Genomic DNA, 17,782 nt, shown 5'->3' with positions numbered 1-17,782 from the left:
TACCCTTATGCAGCAGTTTGTCACCACATAAGGGTACGATTAGCCTGAACTATGTATTCCTAAGAACTGTAATGAATCCATCGAGTATTTGATGGCTTACTTTAAAGCCTTTGCTTTTGTAAAAGTTCAGGGCGGCGTCATTCCCGTTGGATACATAGATGAACTGGTCGTGAATGCCGTCAAAGGAATCAAGCCATTTCTTTGATTCATCATACAGTACCGAACCAATCCCCATACTGCGGTATCCTTCTTTTATATAAAATTGCGAAAGGCAGCCGACATTATTTCCTTTTACGGAATCCATATCGAAAAAGGTAGCAAAGTCATTAGAATAAACTTCTTTTGGGGATACATTGCTATACACGTATCCGACGATGTCATCGCCATCCATTGCGGCAATGATATGATTCGCCTTCGCATTTTTAACCGAGGGGACCATTCTGGTTTCAAAGCTCATGCCATCAAAAAGCTCCGGGCGAAAAGTGGCTAGTGATTTTTGATAGATCATCAACTCATTGCAAAGGTCTTTTACCAGGCTAATCTGATCATCAGGAACAAGTTCATAACGAATTGGCATCATCCAACTTCCTCTCTTAACAGGGTTCTTAATGGAATTATATCGCAATCCTTCATTTCGTGATAACTCATGCAGGCTAATTGCTGTAACTGTTACCTTACCCACGAAATTCTCCCGAGCTGTTGGCCGCTGGGAACTAGCCGAGCCAGCTGGTCATAAAATAAAAAAGAAAATTTTGGCCTGCCTGGAGGGAGAAGGAACAAGATGATGCGCAATGGGATGTATTCACAGGGAACACAAAACGGACCAATGAATGTGGTGATGGTTGAGCCGTATGTATATGCAGCTCTTCATAATCTTATCGGAAAAAGAGTGGTCCTCGATACAACGAGAGGTTCAGTTAGCGGAATGGTTATGGATGCCAAGCCGGATCATGTGGTGATAAAGGAGTATGATTCCACATTTTTTGTCCGGATACGCGAAATCGTTTGGATCATGCCGGAGTCTTAACTAGGATCTAAGAAGCTACCTCTGACTGTCTATAAATCTAATATGAAAATAAGCAAAGGGAACTAGACGTCCCTTTGCTTATTTAGTTTGTGGATTCTTGTCTATACATAACTCTTGGATCGTGAATAGAATATTGAGAGTGTCTTCATGTAAGGAGGTTAGACAAGTATGAAGCCAGCAAAAACAAACCAGACCTACTCAAACAGGGTGCTACGAGCCGAGTTTGATGATGATTGGAAGACCACGGTGACGAAATCCTGCTATGTGAAATATACAGCTTTGAAGAATAAAGCAAGAGTAGACTTAATCCTTTCTGATGGTTCAACTAGGATCGTGTTGTTCCCGAAAAATGGATACGTGCTTGTGGGCAGCGGGGGAACAAGCCACTTCAGCAAGCCCCATTTTACGATTACTCCGTAAGTTTTTAAGACGTGAATTTGCACCTGCGATTGCTAGCTCCATCTAGCAATCGCAGGTGCGATTTTTTTGGGGAAAATGATGCCTGCCTGATGTTTAATATCTTACCGAAAATACAAGAACCGCCCCGTTATCCCGTTATGCAGATGATTTCATTCACTAAATACAACTTCTTGTACGTAGGAAGCTGAATGTTATGCGATTTTTTCCAAAATTCAATCGGTTCCTTGTTATAGTATAGGAGGAAGGGGGGATGAGGAATGAAGTTTACCATTGACCTTAATCAGAAATATACAGAAACCTTTGTGACGATCCATGCGAAGGAATGGTCCGAAGAACTGGATGAATTGGTTCGAAAGCTGGATCATCAGGCACCTAAACGTATCGTCGGGAGCGAAGGGGAAAAGACGATTTTGATATGTCCTGGTGATATAGATTATGTATTTGCGGAAAAAAGGAAGGTCTACGCGTCTATTGACCATAAATCTATTGAGCTGACGATGAAATTATATGAAGCTGAAGATTTATTACAGAGCCACGGGTTCACGAGGCTGTCTAAATCAGCGATCGGAAATCTTGGGAACATCACGCATTTTGAATTAGCGTTTAATGGAAACCTCTGTGTTCACTTTCGATCTGGAGCCAAAGAATACGTCTCACGGAAATATGTTCAGGAATTAAAAAGGAAATTAATTATAGGAGCTGATGATCATGGTGGTTGAATTGGCTAGAAGGAGTTTACTGGGACTTGGTTTTACGGCGATTTTAACATTTGCAGCATTAACGGCTATGATGATCCAGGACCTACAGGTCCCGGTGTCAATCATATGGAAAAATATGTTAGGTAGTATGGTCATGGCCATTTACTTTGGCGGCGCATCCCTTCTTTTTGATATCGAAGAATGGAGCCCCCTCAAACAAACATCCATCCACTTTGTTTTGTCTATCATTCTTTGGCTGCCTCTGGCGGTCTGGATGGAATGGCTGCCCCTGAGACTTTACCCTGTACTGGCAGGTCTAGGAAGCTTCATCGTGGTCTATCTGATCTTTTGGGTAAGTTTTTTCCTGTATTTTAAGCGGCTAGAAAAAGAGATGAATAATTCGATGAAAAAATGAGCAAAGGATTTCGGTCCTTTGCTTCATGGTTACAACCTAGTTGAACGGTTCTGCGAAATAGTAGAACCGTCCCCATGCCTCACTTCCTGGCTACTAAAAAATAGGCCGTGATCCAGGAAGTAATCGGGATCACAAGTGTTACGCCAATTCCGGCGCAGAGGATCGTGATCATCTCTGCGCTAAAGATTTTCGAATTGATGATTTCTCCTGCTGAATAGGACAGGTCTTTGAACCAGATCAGCAGGGCGAGATAACTTCCGAAGAAGGCGAAAAATAATGTATTGGTGCTCGTTCCTAATATATCTCTGCCGATACTTAGCCCTGATTTAAATAGATCCTGTCTGGTGATATCCGGGTTATGATAATGAATCTCGCGCATCGGTGAGGAAATCGCAATCGCAGCATCCGTGATTGCGCCAATCGTGCTCATGATGATGACCGATACGGCAATTTTAACGAAGTCAACGCCAATATGAAGGGAGAACATTCCAAGCTCCTGAATTTCTTCTTCGCCAAAGCCCTGGATTCGTGCCCGGTCCGCAATGATAAAAATAAACAAAAGCAGAACAATCGTTGAAATTACCGTTGAAATGAAAGCAGTCTTTGTTGTACTGTTCACTTCGTTAATGTAGAACAGGTTGATGACGCTGATAAAAATACAGGCGACTAAAGTGATAATAATCGGATTTGCATTTGGGTCGTTCATGAAAATAATGGCGATGAAGATCACAATGAAATTGAAGAAGATTGCTAAAAAAGACCGGACGCCTTTACCTCTTCCGACTACGGCCATCAAGATGAATAAAATGGCAGCCAGCACAACTAGAGCATTCATAATCCAGCCCTCTTTCTATTGATGAAAAAGATTGTCACATAGAGGCCGATTGGAATGGTCAAAACGATTCCAATCCCGCCTGCCAATGCCCTCGCCATTTCAAGCGAAAGGTTCATGGAAAGAGCAAAGCCCAATGGGGAGCCATTTTTAAAATAAAGAATCAGTATTGGGATCGAACCGCTGACATAGACGAAGAACAGAATATTCGTCATCGTTCCCATGATGTCTTTGCCGATTTCCATTCCGGATTTGATCAGTGCTTTAACCGGTATGTTGTTGTTCTTTTCAAACATATGGAACATAGAAGAGGACATCGTAATCGCGACATCCATGATAGCTCCAAGGGATCCAAGGAACAATCCAGCGAGAAACACCACCTGATACGGCCGGGTTATAAATTGCAGTTCTTCGTAGCGCAGCCCTTTTTCCGAGGTCCCCCATAGGACCACCCAGACGATGAACAGGGAGGCGAAAGTCCCCAAGAGCGTTGCGATGATCGCAGCATAAGTTTTTTCATTAAAGCCATTCACGAGCAATAAGGAAATCACGGTAAAAAGAACTGCAGCAATACTGGAGATCAGTAATAGGCTCCAGTTAGCGTTATTCAGATACACATCCAAAGCACAGGAAAGCAAAAGGGCATTGATGACCAGGCTGACAATAGACAGCAGACCTTGCTTCCTGCCGACAATCAATAATACAAGAACAAACACCCATGTCACATACATAAGGTATTTATCGCGTTTCACGTCTTTGATGGTCCCCTGTAATTCTCCTGTATCCGCCCTGGTCGGATCAAGATCGACGAATAATTCGTCCCCAGCCTCGAATTCATGGTCGTACGCTTTCGAAGTGGAGAATTCATTCACTAGATTAATAAGCTTGCCCTTCTCTTGGCCATTTTTTATTTCAGCAGTTAACTGCTGGGTGTATAGATGGTCTATATGATCGAGCGGATTGATCACTTCTGTCTTTTCAACGACTTCTGTCTCCAGAACCTTCACAATCGTGCGATCGTACAGAAAATGATTGTTATGTACAAAAACAACGGTCCCCACAATGAATAGGATAAAAAGGGATAGGAAAAGTATTTGCTTCTTTTTAAGCCGGTTGCTGAATGGTTTCAAGGTAGGCCTCCGTGTTCGAAAAATAAAAAACACCTTCTGACTGAAGATGTGCATTGGTAAGATTACGGTTTATTGATTGATGGATTAGTTCGCCAATGGTCATGGCGTTATAATCACATGTGATCAGTCAAAAGTATCTTATCAGTAATGATTTTGGTAAGTCAAACAGAACAAGGGCTGCCGGATTTTACGAGCATATCCGGCCTCAACAGGAAAAAAGGAATCCTCAGCAATTTTTGACGTGGTGATGCAATTGCTTTTGGATTCCCAATAAGAGCTGTCCATAATCAGTGCTTCCTAAACAGCCTGAAAAATATCAGGGCCAAAATGATTGCGGACAGGATATAGGCAGTGGTGCTGACTGTCGGGTGGGAGGCAGCATTTTTCACACCGATTCCGATAAAGGCCCAGACGAATACTAGTGGATAAATATAATCCTCATTCTTACGGTGAAAATAAAAAGCCAGGAGTGTGGCGACCACGAGCATGATCAGTGTCCAGGTGACATCGGAAAGACCGAAACCATTCCAGCCTATATCCTTCAAGTAATAGCTGATATTGGCAATGGTGGCGACGCTGATCCAGCCGAGGTAGACAGAAAAGGGTAGTAGATCCCAAAATGAATGGTCTTTATTTTTGATGAGATGATATAGCCTGATGAGAGTCAGCAGCAAACCGATCATCACCAATACCGTCAAAAGGAAGAACTCGTAATGCCATAAAAGGATCCAGGCGATATTAAGGACAGAGCTTAGTACATATAACGGAGTGGCCCTTTGGTAAATCGGCAAATTCCTCCTTGAAGCGGGAAACTGCCTGATTGTCCAAATAAACAATAGGAAATAAATCAATCCCCATATCCCAAAAACATATCCAGCCGGAGTAAACAGCACATCCAGTCTATTGGATATTTCCCCCGTCGTCTGCCCGTTGATTGGAAGGATATTTGCAAGAGCATTGACCAGCACCACGAGCACCGTGGCAATCAGATTCAAGAAAAAAAGTCCCATTCTTATCCCAGCCTTCATTTTAGTAGTTTATTCATATTATTCCACTTCACAAAAGTGCATAACTACATTTAGCCTTTGGGCAAGGAGATAAACATTCCAATGTGTTGGCGGTAACGTCTTACCATCTATCCTAATGTTATATCGTTAGTTTGTCCCATTATATTCCATATATAGGTCTCAAGACTGATTATAAGTTAAAGCCCCAGACTGTTAAATGAAGCTGGGAAGTGCCTTATGATTAACCTATAATCAATTGGAGGCGAAATAAAATGAAAAAAGTGATGGGTTTTGGTTTGGCGGCATTATCGGCTGTTTTAATACTGTCAGGGTGTAATAACACAATTCTTGCTAATAACGAAAGTGATGAAGAGATCGTGGTTGAGAAGGATCGGGCAAAAGAGCTCGAGGTGGTTTTGAATTTTGGCGCCGGGAAAATGGATGTTGCGGGCGGTGCCGATGAATGGGTGAATGGCAACGCAGTTTATGAACCTGAAAAAATGAAACCTGAAGTTTCATATGATCTAAACGGGAAAGTCGGCAAAGTGGAGATTGCTCAGCCAGACCATTTTAAATTCGGGAAGATGAAGAATGAATGGGATTTGAAAATCAGCGAAGATGTTCCAGTGGACCTTGTCGTCAATGCAGGGGCATCAGACACGGATCTGGACTTGAAAGGAATTCAGCTTTCCAACCTTGAAGTGAACGCAGGTGTTGGTGATATAACCGTGGATCTCGGAGGGGATTGGAAAGAAAGCTTTGATGTCCGTATTTCATCGGGAGTAGGAAAGATGACCGTGATCCTTCCAAAAGACACAGGAGTAAGAGTACACTCGCAAAAAGGCATAGGGTCCTCATCCTTTGAAAACTTAATTTCAAAAGGAGATGGCGTTTATGTTAATGAAGCCTACGAAGATGCAAAAGTAAAGATCGATCTGGATGCAGACTTAGGAGTCGGCGAAGTAACATTTAAAACGGAAAAATAAAATGGTTATGCTGTTGTTTTCGTAACGATTGTTGTTAAAATCCTAAAGCCGATTTTAACGTAATATAAGGCCATTTTGCAGTTCGGAATAAAGTTTGCAAGCTCTTTTCTCATAAAAGAGTAAACTTTACGAAGAATACTGGTCATAAAATCCTATGTTGCAGTCAAATAGCAGCAAAGTTTGAGAAAAGAACCATGGTTAAAAGGGACGGTTTCAGCAGTTCATAATTCGTAAAGAATTGTGGACTGAGGATCCGTCCCTTTGACATTCTTTTGGTTTTTTATGGTAAAGTTTATGAGAGGAGGGATAATGTTGCGATTTAAAATATTTAGAATCATTCACTTGGTGTTAATGGGAGCCATTACAATACCGATCAGTATTTTTATGGCTGCAGGGGCAATTGGTGAAAACTTCGGTGATGACTATTTTGTTGACCCTGGGTTCCTTGTGTTTATTTTAATATGGCTGGTTGGTGCTGCTCTTTCTTTCACTAAAAGGGGTGCGAAGTTTGGGTTGATCATTAGTGCTTTGCCGCCATTACTGTTCTTGGGGATAATTACCTATACTGTCATTAGCGGCTTTTTTATTTGATTTGTTCTGGCAGGACAAGGAATAAATATTAACGTTCAGGGCTTTCGGGTTCTGGGCGATTTTTTTGTAAAAGCGAGGAGTGGCGCGGGTTCAGCCCTTTTTAATCAAACGTTTGATTAAGAAAAAACAAGGGGGGTACTGACTTTCAAATGTGAAGAATGAAACCTTTTCAGAGAATAAGCGTAACATTAGATAGGGTCCAACGCTGAATTATTAAGGGAGGTGCATTGTGGCTGCAACGATTTTTTTTACCGTGGTTATTTTGGTTCCGATCTATGGTTTGTTGATTTGGACTTATTATGAACCTGAAGAAAGTATCCTGTTTGGGAGCCGCTGGATGTATAAAGAGGAACCGGAAATATCGGATAAAGCCATCCGCTATACAAGGTTCGTGTCGATTGCTTCAATGGTTGCCATCCCTTTTGCTGTCGTGAGTCTCATTCTCGAAATCTATGTGCTTCGATTAGTATTAGTGGTCATTCCGATTGTGTTTATCTTCGGGGGACTTAAAATATTCACAGATGATAGAGATCGATAAACCGGCGCTATCTTGGACAGTCGCCTGTTTCCCTAGGATTTTGTCGAAGGATTATTCTTTATTGAGAATATTGTGTTCTTTATAATAGGGTTGTGGACTGACTTTTTCAAAGGGGGATGAAGATGGCGAAGATTATTGTTACTTATGACCAACCGAAAGACCAAGCAGGTTTTGAAAAGCACTACTTTGAGGTTCATATTCCGCTTGTTCAGAAAGTGCCAAATTTAAAAGGTGCAGAGGTTCATCGTGTACTGCAATCCATGTATACGGAAGAAAAATTATACTTGATTGCTGAACTGCAGTTTGAAAATCCGGAAGTTTTGACACAGGCGCTGGCAACGCCAGAATTCCAGGAAGTGCAGGAAGATGTTAAAAATCTAGTAGCCTATCTTAATAAGCCCCCAGTAGTGGCGATTGTGGATTAAACTATTGGAACCAAGGAAGCGAGGGAACCCTGTGCTTCTTTTTTTTCTCTCTTTGTGAGGGGTCGGATAATATTTCTGCCATTGAATTTCAAAGCTGCGAATATAAGTTATTATAAAGAGAGTGATCCTTTATACATAGGAGGTTCTTATGGACGGTAAAATCGTGGTAATTACAGGGGCGAATTCTGGTATTGGCAAGGCGGCGGCCATTAAGTTTGGCAATGAGGGGTACACCGTCGTAATGGCTTGCCGCAACCTTGAGAAAAGCAAAATCGCCCAACAGGAAATAATTGAGGCAATCAAGAATCCTCATATTGATTTACTGCAGCTAGACATCTCTTCATTCAAATCCATCCACCAATTCTCCACATTGCTCAAAGAGAAATATCCAAAACTGGACATCCTGATTCAAAATGCGGCTTATTTAAATCATGGGGAGAAAAACTATTTGCTAAGCCATGATGGTATCGAGCTTTCTTTTGCCACGAATACAGTGGGTCCGTTCCTGCTCACGAGGCAATTGGTTGGGATGCTTGAAAAGTCAGACGATGCTCGAGTCCTGCACGCCTGCACGACCAATATCAGGCATTTTTTCGATCCGAAAAGGAAGATTGAGTTCGACAACCTCCAGGGAGAATTCAAAAACGAAAGGCCATTCAACGCCTATAAAATGTACGGAGATACCAAAATGGCCATGTTGCTGATGACATTTAAAATGGCCGAAGAATTGAAGGAACACCGAATCAGCGTCAATGCCGTGCAAATTTCGGCTATCAAACTATCGAAAGAAACCATTGAAAAATTTCAGTCAGGCTGGAAATTCGCGGCAAGGATTCAGAATGTCTTCAGCGCACCCCGTGAAACAATGGCCGACACCTACTTCCACATATGCACTTCAGAAGAGTTTAAGAATGTGACAGGCAAATTCATCAACGATAAAAGAAAGGTGATGGAGCCATCACATTATTTATCTGGATTGGCGCAGGATATCAAGCAACTAATGGATCAAAATGTTTATCCTAAATATGCAGACGATAAAGAGAATATCGAGAAGGTATGGGATATGTGTATCAGCCTGACGAGCAACCCTGTAAGCAGGGTTTAGGGAAGCAAAGGGTAAGTCCCTGAGCTTCTATAGTTTTCAAGAAAGACAAGGTGGCCATTATGATAAGTTCTATTAAAATAGAAAAAATGCATTCAGATGATTGGGCAGCGGTGCGAGCAATCTACCTTGAAGGGATTGCTACTGGCCATGCAACTTTCCAAAAGGAGGCACCGTCCTGGGAGGAATGGGATCTCGGTCATGATGCGGAATGTCGGATTGTTGCGCGTTTAGAGGGAGATGTTACTGGTTGGGCCGCGCTAAGTCCTGTATCAAGCAGGAGTGTGTACGCAGGTGTGGGGGAAGTTAGTGTGTATGTCAGTCAAAAACATAATGGAAAAGGGATTGGCAGCTTGCTTTTAAAATCCTTGATTGAATTAAGTGAGCAGAGTGGATTTTGGACCTTGCAATCTAGCATTTTCCCTGAAAACGAAGGCAGTATTAAATTACATAAAAACCAAGGTTTCAGAGAAATGGGAAGGCGGGAGCGGATCGGAAAGATGGATGGGGTATGGCGTGATACGATCATATTGGAAAGAAGAAGCAGGATAGTGGGGAATAATTAATTCTGGATCACCATTTATCACATTGAACCGTTGAGGGCTATGTCTCACCCTTATGACTCTTGGAGAATTTTAAGCGTATATAATATAATTATAAAAAAGCGGGAAGGGTGAGGTCATGAGCTTACCAGAAGAAAAGCGTAACTCATTAGATGAGTTTTATCGTATTAGAGAGGATTCTGACCAGCTAATGGAGTATATAGACGGTGTAATATTTATGACTCCTTCACCTTCAACGAAGCATCAAAGAATCTCAGGGCGTTTACATGCTCAGTTATTCCAGCTTCTTGATGGCTCTGATTGTGAGGTATTCCACGCGCCATTTGATGTAGAACTAAAGAATGAACAGATGGATGGGACCAAGATTGTCATCCCTGACCTTTCTGTTATTTGTGACAAGACCGGATTTCATGAGAATAAATATGTAGGAATTCCTTCTCTGATTATTGAAATTATTAGTCCTTCAAATCAATCACATGACCTGGTTTTTAAGCTAAACCTTTATATGCAGTATGGGGTGAAGGAATATTGGATCGTGAATCCGCTACTCAATACAATTCAAATATATGTGTTAGATGAAAATAACAAATTCAAACTGCATGATGTAGCAAAAGATAAAGGCTCAATAAAATCAACCATCATCAAACATTTCAACGTTGATATTGAGCAGGTTTTCTCCTGAATGAAGTGCGGGGAAGTTCCCTGTGCTTCTTTTTTTTCCTTAGTGGCGGTTTGGAAAATATAGTTTTTCTGTGATTGGATTTAAAGTACCGATTGCCACTTAATATATTTCAATCAAATAACAATTTCTTAAAAACTTCCCTTTTAATCCGAAGAATGTGATAATATGACGGACAAGTTAAGTGAAAGGGGATTTTTTTTATGATGAAGCGCATTTTAACAGGAATTCTTTTATTGAGTGTGGCTGTCCTTGTGCTTGTCGCATGCAGCAATGATAGCTCAAAAGGGAATGCTGAGAAGGAAAATAAAGAAGATATGGTTGCTACAGTAGATGGGAAAGGCATTTCCCAAAAGGATTATGAGAAAGAGCTGGACGTCATGAAAGCAACTTACGAGCAGCAAGGCATGCCGGCAGATCAGATGGACGACAAGCAGAAGAAAGAACTGGAAAAGACGGTTCTGGATCAAATGATCAATGCAGAGCTGCTTCTCCAGACAGCTGAAAAGGAAGGCGTCTCGATTGAAGATAAAGATGTCGATGCAGAGCTGGAAAAGATCAAAACCAACTTTGAAGATGAAAAAAAGTTCGAAGAAGCACTAAAAAAGAACGAAATGACTGAAAAAGAGCTCAAGGACCAGCTGAAAAAACAAATGACGGTCAATAAATATCTGGACAGTAAGATTGGCAAGGTCGAAGTAACTGACGAAGAAATCAAGGCCAGGTATGAACAATATAAACAGCTAGCTGAAATGCAAGAACAAAAGCCGGAAGATCTCGAGAAGGTAAAACCACAGCTCGAGCAGCAAGTTGTCTCAGAAAAAGAAAGTGAAAAAATCAGCAAGTTGGTTGAAGAACTCCGAAAAGAGAATGAAGATAAAATCAAAATCCTTAAGGCATAGGGAAGGATTTCATAAGAAGCAAAGGAACCAATCAGGTAGATTGGTTCCTTTGTTTTTTTTATGGTGCTAATCTGCTTTACTCGTGGCGAAAATCTCATTTAAATGTGTCTTCAAAATGCGTGTCAATTTACCTTCTGTGTATTTTTCTGGAGTAAGCATGGCATGAAGGGCTAATCCATCGACCAAAGCCCGCAATCGTTCAATCTCCACCTCCATATCCAGCTCTTTCTTAAGAAGGCCATGTTGCTCCAATTGCGTCATCATGAGGGTAATCCCCTGCAGCATATCATCGGATTCTGGAGAGAATTTCCGCTGCCTAACTCCGTTCATGAATTGGAACCAAACGGACATTTCCTGATATGTTTCCTCGTTATGAGGAATCATTTCCAGCAGGATGCGCAAGGTGGATTCTTCGGGGGGAAGCTGCTGTTCAAGAATCCTCTGAATCCTTTGCTGAACTCGCTCCTTCACCAGTTCCAGTGTGAATCCGATTAATTCATCCTGAGTTTTGAAATAGTAACGTAGTGCGCCCAGTGATAATCCTGCTGCCTCTGCTATAGTTCGGACTGTTGCTGCTTCAGCACCATTCTCAGCGATCACTTTCCACGTGGCACTTGCAATAGTTTGTCTTCTTTCTTCGTGGTCAACATGTTTTGGCATGTACTTATTTTAACATAAAAAAGTTTATTTAATACAGTTGTGTTATTTAAACTTAATGTGGTATCTTTTTAATACAGATGTATTAAAAAAGGGGGATTCAATTGAATTTTATTGCGTGGATGATTGTTGCCTGTGAAATCGCGTTTTGGATCGTCATTATTCTGGGGCTTGTCACTCGGTATATTTTTAATAAAAATACGCTTAGTATCTTTTTCTTTGCTCTAACACCGGTGGTAGATTTGTTGCTGTTGGCACTGACGAGTTATGACCTGTACCGTGGTGCAACGGCAACTATCGCACATGGGATCGCGGCCATTTATATAGGTGTCTCGCTTGCGTATGGAAAAAGCATGATCAACTGGGCGGATTCACGTTTCCGATATTATATTTTAAGAACAGGAGAAAAACCTGAACGCCTGAGCGGAAGGGACTTTTCAAGGAACGAACGAAAAAACCTCCTCCACCATTACGCTGCATTCCTAATTGGCGGCAGCATGCTTGCACTGATTATTTTGCTGATCAATGATCCTTCAAGGACTGAGAGCCTTTTTGCTGTTTTAAAAATATGGGGTTTTGTACTTGCCATAGATACAGCAATAACAACAAGCTACTTCATTTGGCCGAAAAAAGATAAAAGCACAAGCGGAGTTGGATGATGGAAAACAAGTGGGACATGGGGCGGTTCTCATGTCCCCTCGGGATGTATTTATGATTTATTTTTAATAGAGGCCAGCCTTAAAAGAAATACACTTACAATTTCTCGTTATCCTTTAATGTCGACATGAATCTATTGCGATACTTCGCTTTGTTGAGCAGTTGTTCGATATCCTTGAGAATGGAGTGGCGTTCGGTTGGGGTTTGGGCATTCATTAATTGTAACTTCAAATGTTTTAATTTCACTTGTTCTTCTGTAGAAAGATTGCTTTGCATTCGTGAATCCTCCTTTAGATTAAACAGATTAACAATAGAATAAATGGAGGATGTTAAGAAGGTGCAGGTGATTTATTAAGACTTTTTTAAGAAGAATTAACGGATAGGAAGAATCATCCGATGTTATCCATTCGTTGCTGAGTAAACTTGCATGCTAGGCTGTTTTGGTCCTGTGTTTGAAAAAGAAAAACCTGACCTCAATGGATCAGGCTTTACCTTCAATTCTGAACTGGTTAGTAATCTCGGATAATGACTTGGCGAGGTTATTCAGCTTGATGCCGATTTCATCGGTAGTTTCCATCTGTTGGACTTGGACCTCGCTTGCTAACAGCATTTCTTCTGTGCTTGCCAGGGTTTCCTGTGAGACAGACAGGAAGCTGTCAGCTCCTTCAGCTAATTGCGGGAGCGTGTTTTCAAGGTATTCCAGTTCACCTTGCATAGAGTGGAGTTTGTTGCTCACGACGGAAATCCCGCTCATCAGTTCATCGAAGGAAGTTTGTGAGCTGCTTGCCATTGATAGGTTTGTTTTGATTTTTGAGTGCATCTCATCAAATTCTGCTGTTGCTCCGATTGTAATCTTCTCCATTTTACCGATGGCCTGGGTTATTTCCTCGGCCGTTTTCGCAGATTGTTCAGCGAGGCTGCCGACTTCATTCGCGACAACAGCAAAGCCTTTGCCAGCTTCCCCGGCACGGGCTGCTTCAATCGAGGCATTGAGCGCGAGCAGTTTTGTCTGGTCGGCAATCGCCTTTACCATGCCAACAAGCTTCGTAATCGAATGCGAATATTCTTTTACCTGATGGACTGTATTGGCTAATTGTTTGAAGTCCGTTTCAAAAGAGTGAATCATTGAGATTAATTCGCGCAGGGTTTCTTCGCCATTTACGGCAGATGCATTCATTGTTGTAGAACTGCTGAATACACTGTCCATATTCGTTACGATGGCTTCAATCATGTCCTTCATATCTGTAAAACTTCGAACGCTTGTCTCAGAGCTGGCTGCGGTTTGTTGTGCCCCTGTTTTCACGAGATGGATGGCGGCTACGAGTTGCTGACTGCTTGCCAGTGAGCTTTGAGAAGAATCCTTAAGCTCATTGCCGGTATTCCCTAACTCTTTTGTCGTTGCAGTCAGTTCCGTAACCATTTTCATCATCTGCTCAATCATGCTGTTGTAGCTTTTTTGCAATGAGTTTATTTCCGGAATAGAGGTATCTATGCCAGGAGCACTTTGAAGATGCCCATCACGCACCTTTTTCATTGTGTTTCTAAGCTCGTTCAAAGGCTGCGTCAGTTTTTTGACAAACAGACTGATCATAATCGTTGAAGCTATTAGACTGATCAAGATGATAACGATTGTAAAAAAGGCCATTTCATTAACAGGCCCCATATATGTACTGGTCGGAATCACGATGACATAAATTCCGTTAATTTCTTTCATTTCATTAAAAGCAATCGTGTAGTCTTGTCCGTTGGATTCTGAATGGATTACCCCGTTCCTGGACTGTTGAATGGATTTAATCTGGTTGTCAGAAAAAGTATACTCTGACTTTTTGCTTACATTGAAGGGAGCAGCTTTTCCGTCGCTAATATAGAAGAAATCAGAAGCAATTCCATCATCCTTAAGCTTTTTCTGCTGTGAGCGGACATTCGCTTCCAGCTGCTGCCTGAAGTATTCTTCGTCACTGACATAAACAAATTTCAAATTCTCGGCTATGTATCCTATTAATTGTGCTTCTCTTTCAAGACGGTGCTCGACCGTTTCCACAGCCATATTCCTCGCCTTCATATACGAGCTGACACCCACGGTGACAACCGAAATCATCAGAAGAGAGACGAATAAGAGCAGCAGGCGGGTGCCCAGGGTAAAAGATGAAAGCCTGGTTGTAAACTTCAAAATCATTACCTCCAATTATGATACTATCGACCTATTAAATTCAGTATACATAGGCTTTGTAAATTGAATATTAAGGTTTTGTAAGGTTTATTTTTGGAAAGTTTCCTGCTTATCCCGACAATCCCGATATACCTCCATATTTCCCCCTGAGACATCCTCATCCATGATGAGCCTCATATAATGGACCATATCTTCAAAATGTTACCGCTTCCATTCACTATCTCGGCCATATGCTCACGAATGGAAGGATATCCCTTGAAACTATAATTGAGGATGTTACCATTAATAACGTTGGCAAAATACGAACGGTATACGAACACTTTTTGAATGAGTGATTGTTCCTTCTGTTGCAGACAGATCCACAAGGAGGTATTGGATGTTAGAGCAAGATAAGAAGATAAAAAGAGTTGTAATTAAGATTGGCAGCAGTTCGCTGACAAGTATGCATGGGGAAATCAGCCGCCGTAAGCTCGAGAACCTGGCGAACCAGATTGTGGCCTTGAAGGATGCAGGCTATGAAACGGCCGTTGTTTCATCAGGCGCAGTGGCAGCAGGGTACCGCAAGCTTGGCTGTATTCAGCGACCGACTTCATTGCCGGAAAAGCAGGCAGCCGCTTCGATCGGCCAAGGACTGTTAATGGAATCTTATTCAGAACTGTTTTTATCTCATGGGTATGTCGCTTCCCAGATTTTGATCACGAGAAGCGATTTCGCAAATGAAAATCGCTACAACAACATGAAAAATACATTGAACGTGCTGTTGGAAAGAGGGATCATCCCGATCATCAATGAAAATGACACAGTGACGGTCGACCGCCTGCGTTTCGGCGACAATGATACATTGTCAGCAAAAGTGGCCGCGTTGATTGAAGCAGACCAGCTGATTATTCTTTCCGATATCGACGGCTTGTATGATGCAAACCCGAACGACAACCCAGACGCTAAGCTGCTTGATAAGGTCCATGAAATCACTCCTGAAATCGAAGCGGCAGCAGGCGGCTCCAGAAGCGCGGTCGGTACAGGCGGGATGAAATCGAAAATCTCCGCTGTAAAAATTGCGATGGCATCCGGTATCGACTCGTTTTTAGGAAAGGCCGACAGCAAGGACATCCTTGTAAAAGCAGTGAGCGGAAGTGCAAAGGGAACGTATTTCAACCAGGATCCCGAAGGCTTCAACCTCGACAACAACCAGCAATGGATCGCATTCCATTCTGGACCTGAGGGGGAGGTTATCATCAGCCCAGAATCTAAGACGGCAGTTATTGAGGATCGGAAAAATATCCTTCTATCTGACATCCGCCATGTAAAAGGCAGGTTCGGCGAAGGAGCCGTTGTCAGGGTGACGGATGAGAATGGGGAAGAAATCGGACTCGGACGAATCAACTATTCTAGCGGGAAATTGGAAGAAACACTGATCGAAGAAGATTGTGAAACAAAAGAAGCAATTGAACAGGACACATTTGTCTGTTCACGTGATTTTGCAATGCCGGTATCAGTCTAAAAATATACAGGAGGCGTTTTGATGACATTAACAATGACTCAAACAACGACAGTAGAGGAACAAGCCATTGCAGCGAAAAAGGCAGCCAAACAGCTTAGCATCCTTTCCACTGAGGAAAAAAATGAGGCACTGCTGATACTGGCTGACGCATTGGATAACAATTATGAAGCAATTTTAGCAGAAAACGAAAAAGATTTAATGAACGGAAAGGAAAAGGGCTTCGAGGACGCATTCATGGATCGCCTGGCACTTTCACGCGAGCGAATCGCAGACTTTGCTGAAGGGTTGCGCCAGGTTGCGGAGCATGCAGATCCAATCGGCGACGTCCTTTCAGACTGGACGCTCGAAAACGGGCTCAATGTAAAAGAAATTCGCGTTCCGCTCGGCGTCATCGGCATGATTTACGAAGCACGCCCGAACGTTACCGTCGACGCCGCAGGATTGGCACTCAAATCAGGAAACGCGATTATTTTAAAAGGCGGATCCTCCGCATTGTCCTCTAACAAAGCCATCGTCGACATCATGCACCAGGCACTAGAAAACACAAAGGTGCCAAAAGACGCCATCCAGTTCATCGCCACAGCAGACCGCGAAGCAACACAGCAGCTGTTCACGATGAAAGAGCATATCGATGTCCTGATTCCACGCGGAGGCGGAGCATTGATCAAAGCTGTCGTTGAAAACGCAACGGTTCCTGTTTTGGAAACCGGAGTAGGCAACTGTCACCTGTATGTTGACGAAGAAGCTGACACCGAAAAAGCATTGAACATCATGATCAACGCAAAAACAGACCGTCCGGCAGTCTGCAACGCGGCAGAAACACTCATTGTTCATCAGGCTTGGCTTGAGAAGAACGATGCAAAGCTTGCTGCAGCATTCCGGGAGAACGGGATTACTGTACATGGTGACGAAGCAGCAGCTTCGGTTTTGCCGAATGTTGTGCCTGCAAACGAGAGTGACTGGGCAGACGAATACCTGAGCCTCGACATCGCGGTCAAGGTCGTTAGTGATATTGATGAAGCCATCGACCACATCGACCAGTACGGCACAAAACACTCTGAAGCTATCATTACGGAGATCGAAAACAACGCCAGGAAGTTCCTGCAGCTAGTAGATGCAGCAGCGGTCTATCATAACGCATCCACTAGATTCACAGATGGTGGAGCGTTAGGATTTGGGGCAGAGATTGGTATTTCTACACAGAAACTCCATGCCAGAGGACCGATGGGATTGCCAGCATTGACCACCCGCAAGTATGTTATGGTTGGAGATGGATTGGTTAGGTAATTCATTTGCTATTTATATAGCAGAGAAGAAGGCTTTCCTTGTCGTTATTGATGGGGAGGGCTTTTTTTTGCTGGAGGAAAGTGGTGAAAGGGTACGATTAGTTGGTGAATGTGCCCTTATGTGAAGGGGGAAGGCTGCATAAGGGTACGATTCGCTCATAAATGTACCCTTATGAGAGGGAGAAAGGCCGCATAA

The 17,782-nt window shown here is 42.6% G+C and carries 21 protein-coding genes and 1 pseudogene; 15 read left to right on the top strand and 7 right to left on the bottom strand.

What is annotated here, in order from left to right; translation table 11 throughout:
* Positions 1 to 49: 49 nt before the first annotated feature.
* Positions 50 to 682 (bottom strand): GNAT family N-acetyltransferase, encoded by a 633-nt coding sequence (locus tag J7E32_RS06890; protein WP_353654026.1) that lies wholly within the window; start codon positions 680 to 682, stop codon positions 50 to 52.
* 99 nt (positions 683 to 781) lie between these two features.
* Between J7E32_RS06890 and J7E32_RS06885 the strand changes: the two genes are divergently transcribed.
* The 4 genes from J7E32_RS06885 to J7E32_RS06870 all read left to right on the top strand — a co-directional run bounded on the left by J7E32_RS06885 (position 782) and on the right by J7E32_RS06870 (position 2,560).
* Complete coding sequence (locus J7E32_RS06885; RefSeq protein ID WP_214905534.1) at positions 782 to 1,027, top strand: YuzF family protein; 246 nt, start codon at positions 782 to 784, stop codon at positions 1,025 to 1,027.
* A 168-nt stretch (positions 1,028 to 1,195) separates the two neighbouring features.
* A complete protein-coding gene (locus tag J7E32_RS06880; RefSeq protein ID WP_214905532.1) occupies positions 1,196 to 1,447 on the top strand; it encodes a hypothetical protein in 252 nt (83 codons plus the stop codon).
* A gap of 257 nt (positions 1,448 to 1,704) precedes the next feature.
* A complete protein-coding gene (locus tag J7E32_RS06875) occupies positions 1,705 to 2,166 on the top strand; it encodes a LytTR family DNA-binding domain-containing protein (RefSeq protein ID WP_214905530.1) in 462 nt (153 codons plus the stop codon).
* A complete protein-coding gene (locus J7E32_RS06870; RefSeq protein ID WP_214905526.1) occupies positions 2,156 to 2,560 on the top strand; it encodes a DUF3021 domain-containing protein in 405 nt (134 codons plus the stop codon). Before J7E32_RS06875 ends, J7E32_RS06870 begins: the two co-directional genes overlap by 11 nt.
* Before the next feature lie 79 nt (positions 2,561 to 2,639).
* Here J7E32_RS06870 and J7E32_RS06865 read toward each other — a convergent pair whose 3' ends face one another.
* The 3 genes from J7E32_RS06865 to J7E32_RS06855 all read right to left on the bottom strand — a co-directional run bounded on the left by J7E32_RS06865 (position 2,640) and on the right by J7E32_RS06855 (position 5,532).
* Positions 2,640 to 3,395, bottom strand: coding sequence for a YibE/F family protein (locus J7E32_RS06865; RefSeq protein ID WP_214905525.1), 756 nt, complete (start codon positions 3,393 to 3,395; stop codon positions 2,640 to 2,642).
* The gene (locus J7E32_RS06860; protein WP_286182830.1) at positions 3,392 to 4,522 is read right to left on the bottom strand and encodes a YibE/F family protein; all 1,131 of its coding nucleotides are present in this window, start codon (positions 4,520 to 4,522) and stop codon (positions 3,392 to 3,394) included. Before J7E32_RS06860 ends, J7E32_RS06865 begins: the two co-directional genes overlap by 4 nt.
* Positions 4,523 to 4,809: 287 nt before the next feature.
* Positions 4,810 to 5,532, bottom strand: coding sequence for a TspO/MBR family protein (locus J7E32_RS06855; RefSeq protein ID WP_214905520.1), 723 nt, complete (start codon positions 5,530 to 5,532; stop codon positions 4,810 to 4,812).
* Between the two features lie 269 nt (positions 5,533 to 5,801).
* Between J7E32_RS06855 and J7E32_RS06850 the strand changes: the two genes are divergently transcribed.
* The 8 genes from J7E32_RS06850 (at position 5,802) to J7E32_RS06815 (ending at position 11,315) form a co-directional block, all read left to right on the top strand.
* Positions 5,802 to 6,515 carry a toast rack family protein gene (locus J7E32_RS06850; protein ID WP_286182829.1) on the top strand — a complete coding sequence of 238 codons (714 nt, stop codon included), beginning with the start codon at positions 5,802 to 5,804 and terminating at the stop codon, positions 6,513 to 6,515.
* Between the two features lie 309 nt (positions 6,516 to 6,824).
* Complete coding sequence (locus J7E32_RS06845; RefSeq protein ID WP_214905518.1) at positions 6,825 to 7,106, top strand: hypothetical protein; 282 nt, start codon at positions 6,825 to 6,827, stop codon at positions 7,104 to 7,106.
* 229 nt (positions 7,107 to 7,335) lie between these two features.
* Positions 7,336 to 7,644: a hypothetical protein gene (locus J7E32_RS06840; RefSeq protein ID WP_214905516.1), complete on the top strand. Its 309-nt coding sequence runs from the start codon at positions 7,336 to 7,338 to the stop codon at positions 7,642 to 7,644.
* A 122-nt stretch (positions 7,645 to 7,766) separates the two neighbouring features.
* Positions 7,767 to 8,069: an EthD family reductase gene (locus J7E32_RS06835; RefSeq protein ID WP_214905514.1), complete on the top strand. Its 303-nt coding sequence runs from the start codon at positions 7,767 to 7,769 to the stop codon at positions 8,067 to 8,069.
* Between the two features lie 148 nt (positions 8,070 to 8,217).
* The gene (locus J7E32_RS06830) at positions 8,218 to 9,174 is read left to right on the top strand and encodes an SDR family NAD(P)-dependent oxidoreductase (RefSeq protein WP_214905512.1); all 957 of its coding nucleotides are present in this window, start codon (positions 8,218 to 8,220) and stop codon (positions 9,172 to 9,174) included.
* Positions 9,175 to 9,233: 59 nt separating this feature from the next.
* Positions 9,234 to 9,737, top strand: a complete 504-nt coding sequence (locus J7E32_RS06825; RefSeq protein WP_286182826.1) for a GNAT family N-acetyltransferase — start codon at positions 9,234 to 9,236, stop codon at positions 9,735 to 9,737.
* A gap of 115 nt (positions 9,738 to 9,852) precedes the next feature.
* The gene (locus J7E32_RS06820; protein ID WP_214905510.1) at positions 9,853 to 10,416 is read left to right on the top strand and encodes a Uma2 family endonuclease; all 564 of its coding nucleotides are present in this window, start codon (positions 9,853 to 9,855) and stop codon (positions 10,414 to 10,416) included.
* A gap of 200 nt (positions 10,417 to 10,616) precedes the next feature.
* Positions 10,617 to 11,315, top strand: a complete 699-nt coding sequence (locus J7E32_RS06815) for a SurA N-terminal domain-containing protein (RefSeq protein WP_214905508.1) — start codon at positions 10,617 to 10,619, stop codon at positions 11,313 to 11,315.
* 66 nt (positions 11,316 to 11,381) lie between these two features.
* Here the strand turns inward: J7E32_RS06815 and J7E32_RS06810 are convergent, their stop codons facing one another.
* Positions 11,382 to 11,975 (bottom strand): TetR/AcrR family transcriptional regulator, encoded by a 594-nt coding sequence (locus J7E32_RS06810; RefSeq protein WP_214905505.1) that lies wholly within the window; start codon positions 11,973 to 11,975, stop codon positions 11,382 to 11,384.
* A 101-nt stretch (positions 11,976 to 12,076) separates the two neighbouring features.
* Here J7E32_RS06810 and J7E32_RS06805 point away from each other — a divergent pair, with 101 nt between their 5' ends.
* Positions 12,077 to 12,631: a hypothetical protein gene (locus J7E32_RS06805; protein ID WP_214905502.1), complete on the top strand. Its 555-nt coding sequence runs from the start codon at positions 12,077 to 12,079 to the stop codon at positions 12,629 to 12,631.
* Between the two features lie 94 nt (positions 12,632 to 12,725).
* Here the strand turns inward: J7E32_RS06805 and J7E32_RS06800 are convergent, their stop codons facing one another.
* Together J7E32_RS06800 and J7E32_RS06795 are read right to left on the bottom strand one after the other, a co-directional pair.
* On the bottom strand, positions 12,726 to 12,905 hold the full coding sequence (locus J7E32_RS06800) for a hypothetical protein (RefSeq protein WP_214905500.1): 180 nt from the start codon (positions 12,903 to 12,905) through the stop codon (positions 12,726 to 12,728).
* 205 nt (positions 12,906 to 13,110) lie between these two features.
* Complete coding sequence (locus J7E32_RS06795; protein ID WP_214905498.1) at positions 13,111 to 14,805, bottom strand: methyl-accepting chemotaxis protein; 1,695 nt, start codon at positions 14,803 to 14,805, stop codon at positions 13,111 to 13,113.
* Positions 14,806 to 15,175: 370 nt separating this feature from the next.
* On the opposite strand from J7E32_RS06795, the gene proB reads away from it, so the two are divergent.
* On the top strand, positions 15,176 to 16,300 hold the full coding sequence (gene proB / locus J7E32_RS06790; protein ID WP_214905495.1) for a glutamate 5-kinase: 1,125 nt from the start codon (positions 15,176 to 15,178) through the stop codon (positions 16,298 to 16,300).
* Positions 16,301 to 16,315: 15 nt separating this feature from the next.
* Positions 16,316 to 17,587, top strand: a pseudogene (locus J7E32_RS06785) (glutamate-5-semialdehyde dehydrogenase); the annotation flags it as partial.
* Positions 17,588 to 17,782: the final 195 nt, after the last annotated feature.

The sequence above is a fragment of the Bacillus sp. ISL-55 genome (assembly GCF_018613155.1).
Lineage (GTDB): Bacteria > Bacillota > Bacilli > Bacillales > Cytobacillaceae > Mesobacillus.
The sequence above is the reverse complement of the archived record's forward strand: the minus strand, read 5'-3'. Positions and strand labels throughout refer to the sequence as shown.

Excerpts from the sequence above, each read along its gene's own strand:
- J7E32_RS06885 (WP_214905534.1), top strand. The coding sequence starts at position 782 with ATGATGCGCAATGGGATGTATTCACAGGGAACACAAAACGGACCAATG.
- J7E32_RS06880 (WP_214905532.1), top strand. The coding sequence starts at position 1,196 with ATGAAGCCAGCAAAAACAAACCAGACCTACTCAAACAGGGTGCTACGA.
- J7E32_RS06875 (WP_214905530.1), top strand. The coding sequence starts at position 1,705 with ATGAAGTTTACCATTGACCTTAATCAGAAATATACAGAAACCTTTGTG.
- J7E32_RS06870 (WP_214905526.1), top strand. The coding sequence starts at position 2,156 with ATGGTGGTTGAATTGGCTAGAAGGAGTTTACTGGGACTTGGTTTTACG.
- J7E32_RS06865 (WP_214905525.1), bottom strand. The coding sequence starts at position 3,395 with ATGAATGCTCTAGTTGTGCTGGCTGCCATTTTATTCATCTTGATGGCC.
- J7E32_RS06855 (WP_214905520.1), bottom strand. The coding sequence starts at position 5,532 with ATGGGACTTTTTTTCTTGAATCTGATTGCCACGGTGCTCGTGGTGCTG.
- J7E32_RS06850 (WP_286182829.1), top strand. The coding sequence starts at position 5,802 with ATGAAAAAAGTGATGGGTTTTGGTTTGGCGGCATTATCGGCTGTTTTA.
- J7E32_RS06845 (WP_214905518.1), top strand. The coding sequence starts at position 6,825 with ATGTTGCGATTTAAAATATTTAGAATCATTCACTTGGTGTTAATGGGA.
- J7E32_RS06835 (WP_214905514.1), top strand. The coding sequence starts at position 7,767 with ATGGCGAAGATTATTGTTACTTATGACCAACCGAAAGACCAAGCAGGT.
- J7E32_RS06830 (WP_214905512.1), top strand. The coding sequence starts at position 8,218 with ATGGACGGTAAAATCGTGGTAATTACAGGGGCGAATTCTGGTATTGGC.
- J7E32_RS06825 (WP_286182826.1), top strand. The coding sequence starts at position 9,234 with ATGATAAGTTCTATTAAAATAGAAAAAATGCATTCAGATGATTGGGCA.
- J7E32_RS06820 (WP_214905510.1), top strand. The coding sequence starts at position 9,853 with ATGAGCTTACCAGAAGAAAAGCGTAACTCATTAGATGAGTTTTATCGT.
- J7E32_RS06815 (WP_214905508.1), top strand. The coding sequence starts at position 10,617 with ATGATGAAGCGCATTTTAACAGGAATTCTTTTATTGAGTGTGGCTGTC.
- J7E32_RS06810 (WP_214905505.1), bottom strand. The coding sequence starts at position 11,975 with ATGCCAAAACATGTTGACCACGAAGAAAGAAGACAAACTATTGCAAGT.
- J7E32_RS06800 (WP_214905500.1), bottom strand. The coding sequence starts at position 12,905 with ATGCAAAGCAATCTTTCTACAGAAGAACAAGTGAAATTAAAACATTTG.
- J7E32_RS06795 (WP_214905498.1), bottom strand. The coding sequence starts at position 14,805 with ATGATTTTGAAGTTTACAACCAGGCTTTCATCTTTTACCCTGGGCACC.
- proB (WP_214905495.1), top strand. The coding sequence starts at position 15,176 with ATGTTAGAGCAAGATAAGAAGATAAAAAGAGTTGTAATTAAGATTGGC.